The sequence below is a fragment of the Segatella sp. genome (assembly GCF_977051555.1).
The window spans coordinates 52606-67304 of record NZ_CDRSSE010000005.1 but is presented as its reverse complement, the minus strand read 5'-3'; the positions used below and the strand labels follow the sequence as shown (position 1 = coordinate 67304).

Annotated in this window: 11 protein-coding genes and 2 tRNA genes; 9 read left to right on the top strand and 4 right to left on the bottom strand. The window is 49.8% G+C overall.

Annotated features, from left to right (window positions below; genetic code table 11):
- Positions 1–434: 434 nt before the first annotated feature.
- Entirely contained in the window at positions 435–1766 is a 1332-nt protein-coding gene (locus ACWJAO_RS02125; RefSeq protein ID WP_449139105.1) for an MFS transporter, read from the bottom strand.
- Positions 1767–1880: 114 nt separating this feature from the next.
- The gene (locus tag ACWJAO_RS02120) at positions 1881–5663 is read right to left on the bottom strand and encodes a DUF4922 domain-containing protein (RefSeq protein WP_449139104.1); all 3783 of its coding nucleotides are present in this window, start codon (positions 5661–5663) and stop codon (positions 1881–1883) included.
- A 136-nt stretch (positions 5664–5799) separates the two neighbouring features.
- Between ACWJAO_RS02120 and rlmN the strand changes: the two genes are divergently transcribed.
- From rlmN to ACWJAO_RS02075, 9 genes are all read left to right on the top strand, one after another.
- Positions 5800–6867, top strand: a complete 1068-nt coding sequence (gene rlmN / locus ACWJAO_RS02115; RefSeq protein ID WP_449139103.1) for a 23S rRNA (adenine(2503)-C(2))-methyltransferase RlmN — start codon at positions 5800–5802, stop codon at positions 6865–6867.
- Between the two features lie 215 nt (positions 6868–7082).
- A complete protein-coding gene (locus ACWJAO_RS02110; protein WP_449139102.1) occupies positions 7083–8051 on the top strand; it encodes a DUF4837 family protein in 969 nt (322 codons plus the stop codon).
- Between the two features lie 9 nt (positions 8052–8060).
- On the top strand, positions 8061–9158 hold the full coding sequence (locus ACWJAO_RS02105; protein ID WP_449139101.1) for a PdxA family dehydrogenase: 1098 nt from the start codon (positions 8061–8063) through the stop codon (positions 9156–9158).
- A 161-nt stretch (positions 9159–9319) separates the two neighbouring features.
- A complete protein-coding gene (locus ACWJAO_RS02100) occupies positions 9320–10684 on the top strand; it encodes a sigma-54 interaction domain-containing protein (protein ID WP_449139100.1) in 1365 nt (454 codons plus the stop codon).
- Entirely contained in the window at positions 10681–11202 is a 522-nt protein-coding gene (locus tag ACWJAO_RS02095) for an LptE family protein (RefSeq protein WP_006846339.1), read from the top strand. The genes ACWJAO_RS02100 and ACWJAO_RS02095 overlap by 4 nt, the downstream gene beginning before the upstream one ends.
- A 34-nt stretch (positions 11203–11236) precedes the next feature.
- Positions 11237–12025 (top strand): tetratricopeptide repeat protein, encoded by a 789-nt coding sequence (locus ACWJAO_RS02090; RefSeq protein ID WP_449139099.1) that lies wholly within the window; start codon positions 11237–11239, stop codon positions 12023–12025.
- A 93-nt stretch (positions 12026–12118) separates the two neighbouring features.
- Positions 12119–12511 (top strand): preprotein translocase subunit SecG, encoded by a 393-nt coding sequence (gene secG, locus ACWJAO_RS02085; protein WP_449139098.1) that lies wholly within the window; start codon positions 12119–12121, stop codon positions 12509–12511.
- A gap of 78 nt (positions 12512–12589) precedes the next feature.
- Positions 12590–12665, top strand: a tRNA-His gene (locus ACWJAO_RS02080).
- 34 nt (positions 12666–12699) lie between these two features.
- Positions 12700–12775 (top strand) — tRNA-His (locus ACWJAO_RS02075).
- A 193-nt stretch (positions 12776–12968) separates the two neighbouring features.
- Here the strand turns inward: ACWJAO_RS02075 and ACWJAO_RS02070 are convergent.
- Together ACWJAO_RS02070 and fmt are read right to left on the bottom strand one after the other, a co-directional pair.
- On the bottom strand, positions 12969–13541 hold the full coding sequence (locus ACWJAO_RS02070) for an L-threonylcarbamoyladenylate synthase (protein ID WP_449139097.1): 573 nt from the start codon (positions 13539–13541) through the stop codon (positions 12969–12971).
- Between the two features lie 37 nt (positions 13542–13578).
- On the bottom strand, positions 13579–14673 hold the full coding sequence (gene fmt / locus ACWJAO_RS02065; RefSeq protein ID WP_449139096.1) for a methionyl-tRNA formyltransferase: 1095 nt from the start codon (positions 14671–14673) through the stop codon (positions 13579–13581).
- Positions 14674–14699: the final 26 nt, after the last annotated feature.

Below are 14699 nucleotides of genomic sequence, written 5' to 3'. Positions count from 1 at the left end.
AATTATGCCATAAGCAAGAATTTCAGGAAGCCAGAGTTGACAACGTCAACTTTCCCGTAATTCTCATCTATTCATATCGTCACGAGAGTGAAAAAATTCTCTAATTCTTAAATTCTTGATAAAAAAAACTTTAAGTCAAGAATTTAAGAATTTAAGAATTTTCATTCTTGCCAGATGAATTATGCCATAAGCAAGAATTTCAGGAAGCCAGAGTTGACAACGTCAACTTTCCCGTAATTCTCATCTATTCATATCGTCACGAGAGTGAAAAAATTCTCTAATTCTTAAATTCTTGATAAAAAAACTTTAAGTCAAGAATTTAAGAATTTAAGAATTTTCATTCTTGCCTGATGAATTACGCCATAAGCAAGAATTTCAGGAAGCCAGAGTTGACAATGTCAACTTTTCCTTAATGACCTTAATGACCAATGACCTTAATGACCACTTTCATCTTCTATTTCTTCTTCCTCCTCCAGTTCTTCCTCTTTCTTTCCGAAGTTAGGATCTATCTTTAGGAAGGCGGTAACCAGGAAGGTGATGATGCAGCAGGCCATGACGATGATGAAGAACATGCGGTAACCTACCATATCCTTCAGATATCCCGAAACCATGCCCGGCAACATCAAACCGAGATAAGAGATGCCCGTACAGATGGAATAATGGGAGGTCTTGAACTTGCCCTGACTGTAGAACAGCATGTAGAGGGTAAGAACCGTGAAGCCCAGACCATAACCCAACTGCTCGACAAAAAGACAGCTGGAAACCACGATGAGGTTGCTGTTGAGCGAGTAACTCAGATAGATGTAAACCACATCAGGCAAGGTGATGGCGCAAACCAGCGGCCAGAGCCATTTCTTCATTCCGTCCCTGCTCACCAGAATACCACCAAGAATTCCACCCAGCAGCAAACCTATCAATCCCACAGTACCATTGGCAAAGCCATATTCCTGAGGTGACAGTCCCAGTCCACCCTGCGAATTAGGACGGAGGATGAAGGTCTTGGTCATGGTGTTCAGAAGCGCTTCAGGGAATCGGTAGAGCAAGAGAAAGAGCATCACACAGACGGTTTCACCCAATCCGAACTTCACGAAGAAAGTGCGGAACATGTTCTTCAGTTCATGAGCCACTTCGCCCACCGTTCTGTCGGTCTGCACATCATCCTTCGGGCGCGGCATGAAGCGGCTGTGGTAGAGCCACAAACCGATAAAGATGCCTGCCAGTCCGTAGAAGATAAGCGCCCATGAGAAGCGTATCTGGTTGCGGAAGAGAACCTGCAGCACACCTGCCAGCATCACCAGAAAACCATTTACAAAGATGATGGCGAGGCGGTAGAAGGTATTTCGCAAACCCACAAACTTGGTCTGTGTATGCTCATCCAGCTCAATCATGTAGAAACCATCTGCCGAAATGTCGTGGGTGGCACTACAGAAGGCGATGAGGAAGAAGAAGCACATCGTGGCCTGAAACCAGAAGGCGGTAGGCAGCGAGAAGGCGATGCCGGCAAGGGCGGCTCCGATGAGAGCCTGCATGGTGAGCACCCACCAGCGCTTGGTCTTCAGCAAATCTATGAATGGGCTCCACAAGGGCTTGATAACCCAAGGCAAGGCGAGCCATCCGGTATAGAGACCCACCTCGGCATCGGTCAGCCCCAACTGCATGTACATCACCACAGAGAGGGCGGTTACGATGACGTTGGGGAGTCCTTCGGCAAAATATAGGGTCGGAATCCATGCCCATGGACTCCGACTGTTTTTCTTTGTTACCATTAGCTATTTTAAATGTTAAGTGTTAAGTTAAATGTTAAATATTAAATGTTAAGTGTTAAGTTAAGAAGCCTTCAACCAGGCAATTTAACATTTAACACTTAACATTCAACATGATTACTTATAGAGTTTCTTGATTTCAGCTCCCTGGTAGTAGTGCAGCAGGATGGCATCATAATGATAACCCTGCTCGCCCATCACGGCAGCACCAATCTGGCAGAGGCCTACTCCGTGACCCCAACCGGCTCCGATGAGTTCGAAGCGCTGAGGCACTCCCTGCTCATCCTTATCATATTTATCCACCACGAAGGCTGAACTCAGCAGATGACTGTCGCTCAGCGTACGGCGGATTTCGAGTTCCTTACCGATGGTAAAGGTTTTCTCGGTTCCGATAATTTGGAGCTTGCTGATTCTTCCACTCTTTCCGCGCTCCACCGCCTTCATGTCGAGGATGGCACCTAGATCCATCTTCAGTTTGTCGGCAATGAGCTGCTGCAACTTCTCCTGGCTGAGCGTTTCCTTCCAGCGGTAGAAGTTGACGGTTTCCTGATCATAGTCGTTGAGCACCTCTGAGAGGATTTTCTTATCCTGCGTGTTGCAGAAAGCTGGCGGATTAAAGCGGATCCATTTCTCTGCCTCTTCCTCATTGGTCAGATTTGGCAATGTATGTTCCACGCCCAGAGCGATGTCGCGAACCGCCGTGAGATAAGTCTTCGGTGTGTCCTCCCAGCAATACTGGAATTCCTCGGTGATTCCGCCGCAGCATTTCGAGAATCTTGCGTCGCAGATTTCTTCGCCGTCCATCAGAATCTGTCCCTTGGTCTGGCGGATGGCTTCGGCTACATGAGGCGAAGTTTCCTTGGTGATACCCTGGTAGCGCTGGCAGTGGTCGTCGGCACAGACATCAAAGAGGGTGTGGTCTTCGCGGTCGTACCAGCGGATGAGCGTATCTTCTTTCTTGGTGAAAGAGAAGAAGTTGTTGCCGCTCTCAGCCACCTCTCTGCGCTTCTGCATCTGTGCCAGGAGCCATGAACGGGAGATGACGGCGTGCGCCTTCAAGAGTTCCAGACTCGAAGTGGCACTCATCTCACTGCTGATGACGCTCTCAAGATATTTCTCTACAGGCAACTCATTGATTGCCACAATCTTATCCGATTCTACCACAAAGCGGAGCGTGCCCAGGAAGGTTTGGGTTTCCTTGCGCTCCCAGTGGAAGTTGACACCGATGGTTACGTCGCTCAGCGAGAACGAGGCGTCGGCACTCTGCGGATGGAAGGTGAGCTGGCTGTACTGGTTGCCGTTCCAGAGCACACCGCCCTCTGAGAATTCTACCACCTGTTCGCCCAGCACCTTTTCGCCCTTGGCAAGATAAGGTTTGTTGAGCGAGAAATGAATCTTCTGCGCACTCACGATGCCCACCGTTACGTCGGGCTGCTTACCTTTATTATATAAGGTGGAAGAGGCTTCGGCTGCATCCTCGGCATCCTTAGATGCCTTCAGTTTGGCGATGATGGCGTTCATCTTTTCTTCCGAAACGCCACATTCCTGCAGCAGTGAGAGTGCCTTCTCCTCGGTCAGCTTGCGGAAATCTTCCTCACGAGGAGTGATGATGAGTCCGCTCATGTCCAAAGCTCCCGGCGAAACAACAAACTGGGCGTCGCCTTCGGCAAAATAGGCTTCCGGACGATGCTTTTCTCTCGGAATGACCACACTGATGAATTCCTCGCCCTTGCGCCAGGAGATGATGTTCATCATCGGTTCGGTTTCGTCGCCACGCTGAGGCATTGCCTTGTAGAGACGGCGGAAGAGGGCCTCATCACTCTCGGCACTCTTCGAGATGATGACGAAGGCGGGAACTATGAAGTCGCGAACCACAGAGATTTTCTCCTCATCGTTCAGCGAGATGACGTCGGTCAGGTTGCGGGAGAGGCGCTGCCAGTTGGTCTGCAGAGGAAGGATGCCGTTGGTTCCTGCCTGGAAATGAAGATGGTCTGGAGCCGAAGCACCACACTTCGGACCGTTGTAGAACACCATCAGGTCGCTGTGCAGACTGATGAAGCGGTGCATCTCGCCGTAGTTCTTGTAGATGAGCTGAGGCTGGTGCTTGCGTGCCGGAATGGTGAAGTGGACAGGCAGAATCGGGAACGGATTCACCAGGAGATGGAATTTCTCGTCTATCTGCTTCGACATCTGCTCCTTAGGACGGTTCTTGTCGCAAAGGAAGCAAGGGCGCTCGCCCAGGGTTTTCTTATCTATCTTGGCGCCCGTACTTACGATGCGGGCCGGATTCCACTGCAGTTTCAGCTGGTCGGAGAGCTGGCGGGTTTCTACATGCTTGAGGTCGCGGAAGCGGTGGCGCGCATCTGCCCAAACCTCCAGCTGGCGGTTGAAGAAGCGCGAGATGCTGCTGTCTTCCATGATGTCGGCCTTGCCCTGTAGCATGTGCTGGCGTGCCTTCAGTTCCATGGTGCGCAGGCGGTCCTTATACAGGTTGTTGGCGTTCACCTTCTCTACGCTGAGGGCTGCATCGCTGTTGCCTCCCCAGCGGCGGCAGAGGTAGAGTTCGTCGTAGATTCTGCCGATGCGGTAACGGCGTGAGAATGCCAGACCCAGTGCATAATCCTCACCATACGAGGTGTTAGGAAACTGGATCTGCCGTACCAGCGGAGTGAAGAAGGCGCGCGGAGCACCCAAGCCGTTGATACGCAGTGCATTGTTGCATCCGTTTTCATCGGTCCACTCCTTGTGGTCTATCAGTCCCGGTGGCAGGGTGTTGAGGTCGAAGTCGCACATGCGGTACGAGCCGATAATCATGGCAGCCTTCTGTTTGTAGAAGGCATCTACTATCTTCTGGAGTGTTTTTGGCGAAGAATAGAGGTCGTCGCTGTCAAGCTGGACGGCAAACTTTCCGCAGAATCTGCTGTTGATGGCTTCGTTCCAGCAGCCGCCTATTCCCAGGTCGGTTCTCTCCGGCACAATCTGTATCAGGTTGTCTGCTTTAAGTTCATCCAGGATTTCTCCGGTGCGGTCGGTAGAATGGTTGTTCACTACGATGACGTTGAACTTGAAGCTTGCCTTCTGTCCCAGGGCACTTTTCACGGCATCAGCCACGGTCTTTTCGCGGTTGAAGACGGGGATGATGACAGATGCCTCGTATTCAAATTCCTGTTCACCGAAGTCGGGCTGGCGGTAGAAGGTGGTATCTATCAGGGCGCCCACCTTGCCCAGGTGCTGGGTGCATGCTTTTTCCATCTCTATCTGCACCTCGCGGTTGCGCGGGTTCACATAGTCAAACTGCTTCTCGCCGCTCTTACGGGTGTCGAGTTCGGCTTCAGAATAGAGGAATTCGTTGAGATGGAAGATTTCGCCCACGCGGCTCAGATAGAGACGGAGGTCGTAGAGGGCGGCAAACTGATACTCTTCGCGGTCGGACTGGGCGATGTAGTCGGCCAGCGCCTGTGCCTTGATGCACCAGAGGCTTCCGAAGTCGAAGTCATCTCGCAAAGAACCTGACTGGTAGTCAATTACCGGATGTTTCTCCATTTTGCCTTCCACCATCTTGTAGTGATCGGCGTAAACCATGACGGCATCCGTATCATCTGCCACTCTGAGGAATCGCTCCAACGTGTTGTTTCCCCATCCTATGGTGGTGTGGCGGGTACAGATCATCACGTAGTCAGCATCTGTATTTTCAGCGATGCTGGCAATGGTGTTACTGCTTTCCAGGCGGTCGGTGATGACAAACGTGCATCCTTCGGGCACCTGATGATGAGCGGCAAAATCAGCACTCACCAGGAAGTGGATATGCTGTACAGTCTTGTACTCATGAAGCACCGACAAGGCATTCTGCGCATCGCCGATGTATTCGCAAGGCAAGAAAAGGTCTATTTTTTCTCTCATTTTCTTACGTTATTTTTGTTCATTTCAGCCCTTTTCGGGGGGCTTAATCTGTGTTTTTTATCTTTATTTTATCTTATTATATTAAAATATGTGGCAAAGATACTAATTTTTCGCCAAAAAACACTATCTTTGCAGTATGAATAATGAAAAAAAATATCTTTTGGGCCTTACACTTGGCGAATTGAAGCAGGTGGCAAAGGACTTAGGCATGCCCGCCTTCACTGGTGGACAGATGGCGAAGTGGCTCTATGAGCAGCATGTGAAGAGCATCGACGAGATGACCAACATCTCGAAGGCGAACCGTGCCAAACTCGCTGCCGAATACGAAATAGGATGCTTCGGATATTCCGATGCACAACATTCGGTGGATGGTACCATCAAGTACCTCTTCCCTACCCGCAGCGGCAAATTTGTCGAGACGGTTTACATCCCGGATAAGGACCGTGCCACGCTGTGCGTTTCTTCGCAGGTGGGATGCAAGATGAACTGCCTGTTCTGCCAGACCGGCAAGCAGGGGTTTGAGGGCAGTTTGTCTGCCGGCGACATTCTGAACCAGATCTACTCGCTGCCGGAGGTTGACAAGCTCACCAACATCGTGTTCATGGGTCAGGGCGAGCCGATGGATAATCTCGACAATGTGCTGCGCGCCACGGAGATTCTCACCGCCGACTACGGCTGGGCATGGAGCCCGAAGCGCATCACGGTAAGTTCGGTGGGCGTGAAGAACAAGCTAAAGCGGTTCCTGGAAGAGAGCGACTGCCATGCGGCCATCAGCATGCACGACCCTATCCCTTCTGAGCGCGCCGAACTGATGCCTGCCGAAAGGGGTATGGGCATTGGGCAGGTGGTAGAACTGCTGAGGAATTATGATTTCTCTCATCAGCGCCGCCTGAGTTTCGAGTACATCGTCTTTAAGGGCGTAAACGACAGTATGCAGCATGCCAAGGCCATCATCAAGCTGGTGAAGGGACTTGACTGCCGCTTCAACCTGATCCGTTTCCATCAGATTCCAGACATCCCGCTGCAGGGTGTGGATGATGAGAAGATGGAGCAGTTCCGTGATTACCTCACCCAGCATGGTGTCTTCACCACCATCCGTGCCAGCCGCGGCCAGGACATCTACGCCGCCTGCGGCCTGCTCAGCACCTCGAAGAAAATCGGAGAAATCCGTGAGCACGAGGATGAAGAGAAGATGAAGAAGTAAGGAAAGGAGGGGAAGGATGGATATGTTTACATTTACAATGGTTACAGGTTGCATCATCTCATTATGCATATTGGGATGGTTATACACAAAACCTGGTCAGAAATGGCTTGATGGATTTAAATAGAAATTATGGATTTGTTTACATATACAATGACGATAAGTCTCATCATTGCTCTCAGCTTCTTGGCTTGGCTTTATACAAAACCAGGAAAGAAATGGTTAGAGAATCTTTGAAAATCCTACTTACCAGCTGTTTCTTGCTCCTTTTCCTGGCAAGTTGCACCCTGGGAGGTGGAAAAAACGGAAAACTACTCAAGAGCACAGGACAGCCTTACGAGGTGGTGCTCGAGGGAGATACCGACAGCATCGTTACGAAGATACTGACGGAAGAGGTGCCTGCCCTGCCCCAACCCGAACCGCTCTGCCGGCTCATTCAGGTAAAGAAGGGCAAGATCCACGGCAGCTACCTGCTCGTAAGAACCCGCATCGTGGTGAACATCCCGGCAGCGGAATTCTCAGTCGGGCTGAGCCGCAACGAGAATGCTTCGCCGCAGACCGTCATCCGCATCTCTGCCCGCTCGCCGCAGCAACTCAGAGAGAAACTCAACCCCGAGAAACTGCGCCAGCTCGTAGATGAGGCAGAACTTGAGCATCTCGCCTCCATCATCTCCACCAACCCGAGCAAGCAGAACCGAGAGATGCAGCAGCTGGTGAAGAAGAACTTCGGCATCAGCATGAACATCCCTGCCGAAATGCAGGCAAGCAAGAAGGCGAAGAACTTCATCTGGATTTCAAACAACGCCAGCTCGGGCATGAAGAACCTCATCCTCATGAAAATGAAGGAAGTGAAGAGTGAAAAAAGAGCGGAGGAAGTGAATAGTGAAGAACGAAGAGTGAAAAAAACAGATGCTTTTTCTGCTCAAGAGAAGCAGCAGATTGACAGCATGCTCCGCACAAACATGCCCGGCGAAACCGACAGCATGTATATGGTGATTCCCGTCCTCGCCAAGAGAGGACTCTGGGAGATGAAGGGCGACGCCATGGGAGGACCCTACGTGATGCAGCGCATCCGCCGGGGAAAAACGGGGGATGAAATCATCATCATCGGCTTCGTTTATGCGCCCGAAATGAAAAAGAAAATATTAATCAAGCAGCTCGAAGCTGCGATTTCTACTATAAAATAAAAACGATAAATGGACAGCAAAAAGATTAGAGTGGCCATCACTCACGGAGATACCAACGGTATCGGATACGAACTCATTTTTAAGGCATTCAGTGAGCCAGAGATGTTGGAGTATTGTACCCCTATCATCTACGGTTCGCCTAAAGTGGCAGCTTATTACCGCAAGGCGATGAATCTGCCTGCCCAGTTCTCCATCATCCAGAAAGCAGAAGATGCTGAAGACGGAAGAATCAACCTCCTGCCGGCTGTGGATGAGGAGGTGAAGGTTGACATGGGCATGCCTACTCAGGAATCGGGTACGGCAGCCATCAAGGCACTTGACCGAGCCATGACCGACTACCGCGACGAGCTCTTCGACGTGCTCGTTACCGCACCGGTAAACAACCAGAACGCACAATTTGAGGGCTTCCAGTTCAAGGGCCACAAGGAATACATTGAAACTTGCCTGGGCGAAGGTGCCAAGGGCCTTTCCATCCTCTGCGGCGGCGACCTTCGCATCGCATCCGTAACCGGAAAGACTCCGCTCAAGGACGTGCCGGCAGCTATCACCCAGGAGCTCATCATCGAGAAGGTGAAGCAGATGCACACATCACTGAAACGAGACTTCATGATTACCAACCCGCGCATCGCCGTGCTCGCCCTGAATCCTAGCAACAACGGTGAGGAGAGCTGCGGACCAGAGGAAGCCAGCATCATCATCCCAGCCATTGACCAGCTTGCCGAGCAGAAAATACAAGCTTTTGGTCCTTACCCTACTGACGAGTTCTTCGGCAACGGCCATTTCGTAGAGTTCGACGGCATCATGGCCATGTATCACGATCAAGCCACTACCCCGTTCCATTCTCTCTACAACGAGGATGGCGTGCTTTTCACCGCCGGTCTGCCTCTCGTGCACACCGCCGCCAACACCACTCCTAGCTACAGCATCACGGGCTGCAACGAGGCCGACCCATTCTCCTTCCGCAACGCCATTTACATGGCGCTGGATGCCTTCTGCAACCGCGAAGACTATGATGAGGCCTACGAGAATCCACTGCCTAAACTCTACCACGAGAAGCGTGACGAGAGCGAGAAGGTAAGATTCTCCATCCCTAAGAAAAAGGGATAAGAGAAAGATTCCCTATTCCCGAGAAAAAGCGGAATAAAGAAAGATTCGGGAGGGCAGATGACGCAAAAAAGGCAAATCTGCCCTGTAATCGGGCCTCCCGAACGTTAAAATTAAAAAAAAATGCAGATAATTCAGAAAAAATGAGTAATTTTGGCAGCTAAATGGACACTTCCGAACTACAAAAGATAAAACAACGCTACAATATCGTCGGTAACAGCGACGGATTGAACCATGCGCTCGACGTAGCCCTACAGGTAGCGCCGACCGATCTTTCCGTGCTCATCATCGGCGAAAGCGGTGTGGGTAAGGAAATCATTCCTAGGGTGATTCACGACAATTCGCCACGCCGCAGAGAGAAATATTTCGCCATCAACTGTGGAAGCATTCCGGAAGGAACCATTGACAGCGAACTCTTCGGACATGAGAAGGGTTCCTTCACTGGAGCCATAGGCGAAAGCGAAGGATACTTCGGTATTGCCAACAAGGGTACCATCTTCCTCGACGAGGTGGGCGAACTCCCGATACAGACGCAGGCAAGACTGCTGCGCGTGCTCGAAACGGGAGAATACATCCGCGTGGGTGGAACTGAGATAAGAAAAACGGATGTCCGCATCGTGGCAGCCACCAACGTAAACATGCGCAAGGCTGTGAGCGAAGGCCGCTTTCGCGAGGACCTCTACTACCGCCTCAACACCATTCCGATACAGATGCCTGCATTGAGAGAGCGTGGAGACGACATCCTCCTGCTCTTCCGCCTCTTCGCCATGCAGATGGCCGAAAAATACCGTCTGCCTAAGATTTCACTCTCAGATGAGGCCAAGCAGATCATGCTGAAATACAAGTGGCCGGGAAATGTGAGACAGCTCAAGAACATTACCGAACAGATGTCAGTGCTGAGCCGAGAAAGAGATATCGATGCACAGACCCTCACCCAGTTTATTCCGAGAGATGAGGAGTCTACACAGCTCGCCACCATACAGAAGGATGGCAAGGACGACCATAGCTACGCCAGCGAGCGCGAACTGCTCTACAAGATTCTCTACGAACTGAGGGGCAACGTGAGCGACCTGAGACGGGAGATGAACAGCCTGCGCAAGCAGCTCGATGAGGCACGCCAGCTGGGCGGCACCAGCGGATATGTTTCGCCGGTTCAGCCAAACACCCAGGTAGCTCCGGTTTCAACGGTTCCATCCGTATCTCCAGTTTCATCAGTTTCTCCGGTTTCATCGGTATCTTCGGTTTCTCCGGTATCTTCCGTGCCTCCAATTACCGATCTCGACGAGCTCCAGCACATCCGCCAGGAAATGGCTGCAGGAGGCATGAGGGGTGCTTACAAGCCCGAAACCGAGGATGCGGAGATTGAAGAGATTAAGGAAGAAAACGAGAATCTGAACCTCAGCGACCTGAGCAAACAGATGATAGAAAAGGCATTGGAGAGAAACAACGGAAACCGCAAGAAAGCGGCTGAAGAACTGGGCATCTCCGACAGAACCCTTTACAGAAAGATTAACAAATATAAGTTATGAAGCATATACGCGCGTACCTATATATAATAGGAGTCACACTGATGGTGGCGGTCATGGCCGCATGCTCCGTGAGCTACAAGTTCAACGGTGCCAGCATCGACTACACCAAAACCAAGACCATACAGATTGCCGACTTCCCTATCAGAAGTTCCTATGTATGGGGTCCGATGGGTCCGATGTTCAACAACGAACTCAAGGATAAGTTTGCCAGCAACACCCAGCTCATACAGGTGTCGCGCAACGGCGACCTGAAGATAGAGGGCGAAATCACCCAATATTCTCAGCGAAACAAATCGGTAAGTTCTGAGGGATACTCAGCTCAGACTGAGCTCAGCATAACCGTAAACGTGCGCTTCACCAACACCAAGAACCATGCCGAGGACTTCGAAAAGCAGTTTACATCTGCCAAGACCTACGACACCACCCAGAGCCTTGCCTCGGTGCAGGAAGAACTGGTAACCCAGATTATCAAAGACCTGGTAGACCAGATATTCAACGCTACGGTAGCTAACTGGTAGAAAAGTTAATAGTTTAAAGTTAATAGAAAAAATCGTGGAATTAAGCAGATTGATACAACACCCAGAGGAGATGAACCGAGAGACGCTTTACGACTTGCGCGCCCTCTTGGCTCTATATCCGTATTATCAGACAGCGCGCCTGCTGATGCTGAAGAATCTGTACCTGCTCCACGACCCAAGTTTTGACGAAGAACTGCGCCGGGCAGCCATCTACATCACCGACCGCAAGATTATCTTCGAGATGGTAGAGGCAGCCCACTATCAAATAAAACCCGATCCTGCTGAGGCTGAAACCAACCAGCAGCAAGGTACAAAAAAAGTGAGAACGGGAGAAGAAAAGTGCGGCGACCGTACTAGCGACCTCATCGACCACTTTCTGGGTTCCATACCGATGGATGCCGAAGAGGAAGAGAAGAAGAAGGAGAAGCGCAAGCCTACACCGGCTGACGCGGCTGTAGACTATGTGGCTTATCTCATGGAGACCGAAGACCAGCAGGAGCCTGAAGATACTTCGCGCACCATGAGCCTTATCGACGACTTTATGGAGGATGGCGGATTTAAACTGCCTAAAATCCAGCAGGACGAAGATTACAAGCCGGAATTCACTCCCGAACTTCAGACTGATTCCGGCAAGGATGGCGAAGAGGAAAACAGCGGCGTATTCACCGAAACCCTCGCCCGCATCTACATCAAGCAGGGCAAGTATCAGAGGGCTTACGACATCATCAGCCGACTGCATCAGCAGCATCCAAACAAGAACGGATATTATGTTGACCAGCTCAGATTTCTGGAGAAACTGATGCTGAACAGCAAGAAGAAATAATGAGAAGAAGAAGTAATATTCGGAACAAAGGAAGAAAACTTCGAAACATAGAAATAAAGAAGAATAATAAATAAATAAAACTAGTTTTAAAAAATGGCTTACACATTATTAGTAGTATTAATCGTCCTGGTAGCTATCTTGATGATTTTCATCGTGCTCATCCAGGAATCAAAGGGAGGTGGACTTGCAAGTAACTTCTCTTCAACCAACTCAATCATGGGTGTTCGCAAGACCACTGACATTGTTGAGAAATTAACATGGGGCCTCGCTGCAGCCTTGGTTGTCATCAGCGTGGCATGTGCTTATGTAGCCCCTCAGGCAGCTGGCGAAAGCAGTGTTTTGGAGGGAGCCACTCAGGAGCAGACCGCTCTTCCTGCTATGCCAGGTGCTAGCAAGGATGCAGCAGGTGCTCAGAAGGCTGTTCCTGCAGCTGGTGCAGATGCCCAGAAGGCAGCTCCAGTAGTTCCAACAAGCCCTGCAAAATAAAAAATAGGAAAAAAGGTACGAAAAAATTTGGTAGAATCATTTTTTTTTCGTACCTTTGCACCCGCTTAACAAGAATATGGTGGACGTAGTTCAGTTGGTTAGAGCGTCAGATTGTGGTTCTGAATGTCGTGGGTTCGAGTCCCACCTTCCACCCAACTATTTTTGAAAAAGCAAAACATAACCAACATGGTGGACGTAGTTCAGTTGGTTAGAGCGTCAGATTGTGGTTCTGAATGTCGTGGGTTCGAGTCCCACCTTCCACCCAGGATAAGCCCTGCAAGATTGATTTCTTGCAGGGTTTCTTGTTATATATCCGTATTGGGGTAAATTCTTCTTGCAATAAAAACACATTGCAATGACTAATTCTTTATGAACATTAGACTGAAAGCATACAAAAAAGCCTGCTAAAGGAAGTAAATCCCCTACCAGGCTTTCTATAAGGATCAATATACAAATCTTATCTAATTACTTTCACCTCACCGTCCTTCGCTATTTTTACAATACTTGAAGGCTGATGAGGTTTATGCTCCTGACGGCGAGTCCAGCAAACATAATCTACGGCATTGAGAATTTCCTCGGAGATATCACGATAATTCTGTGCTGCAGGCTCACCACTCACATTGGCACTAGTACTCACAATTGGTTTCTGAAACCGGTAACAAAGCTGCTTGGAGAAAGACTCATAAGTTACTCGCATAGCCAGACTACCATCCTCTGCTACAAGATTATTAGCCACACCATTCGCATCATCCAGTATAACCGTGGTAGGCTTTACTGGCATGGCGGCATCGATGAAATCCCATGCTACCTGTGGCACATTGCGGAAATAACGCGCCATGCGGTCAGCAGAATCTATCAGGCAGATAAGCGCCTTAGAATCGTCACGTTTTTTTATTTCATAAACTTTCTTTACCGCTTCAGGGTTGGTGGCGTCGCATCCTATGCCCCATACGGTATCTGTAGGATAGAGTATCACTCCACCCTTTCGCATGCACTCTACAGCACGCTTGATGTCTTCTTCTACAGTCATAATACAATAAAACTAAAAATCAAAAATCTTTTGAATCTTAAAAATCGTCACTAACATCTTTCTTCAAACACTCATAATAAGCTATGTCCTTCATACCATTGAGAAAAGCAGAAGCATCCATGCGTTTCTTGCCACTGAGCTGCAACTCCTGAATAATGAGCCATTCATCAAGGCAGGCTACTTGTAACGACTTCCCCTCAACGCGGAGCGATCCTACAGGCGCATCACCACGCTTCATACATGAAAGACGGGTAGAAAATATCTTAAGTACCTGAATTTTCTGTGTACTCTGCTTATGGGATGGATGAGTAGTAGGCTCAGGGAACCTCACGTAATCATCATCTCCCTTAGGATAGTCAAAGAATACTACTGTCTCCTTCTTCTTAATTTCAGTCCATGCACCAGGGTATGGAGAAAGACCGCGGATGAAATCATACACCTGTTTGGCAGGCTTGTGGAAGTCGATGCGGCAGGTATCCTTGAAGATTTTCGGAGCCGGCTTGAGTTCGGCACCCTGTCCTATCAATTCGCTCTGAGGAATGGAACCGATATTGCCATCGGCAGCGATGAGCGCATCAATGGTTTCCAGCGCCAATTCAGCACCAAGATGCATCAACCCGTCGTAAACATACTCCACATTTGCCGTCTCCGGAATAGGAAAACGTTTCTGCAGGATGATGCGACCGGTATCAATATCGTGGTCGAGGAAGAAGGTGGTAACACCCGTCTCCTTCTCGCCATTAATCACTGCCCAGTTGATAGGCGCCGCACCTCGATACTGCGGAAGGAGGGCTGCATGTACATTAAAAGTACCATATTTCGGCATCGCCCAAACCACCTCTGGCAGCATGCGGAAAGCAACTACCACCTGCAAGTCAGCCTGATAAGAATGCAACTGCTCCACAAAGTCAGGGTCCTTCATCTTTACAGGCTGCAGCACCGGTAAACCATGCTCTACGGCATACTGCTTAACCTGCGAAGGTTGCAGCGTATCCTGATGTCTGCCCACCGGTTTATCAGGCTGGGTAACCACAGCCACCACGTTGTAACCGCCCTCTACCAGGCGCTTGAGGGATTCCACCGCAAACTCCGGTGTTCCCATGAAAACAATTCTCAAATCCTTCTTCTCCATAAAACACTAATATTTTTTTAAAAAAC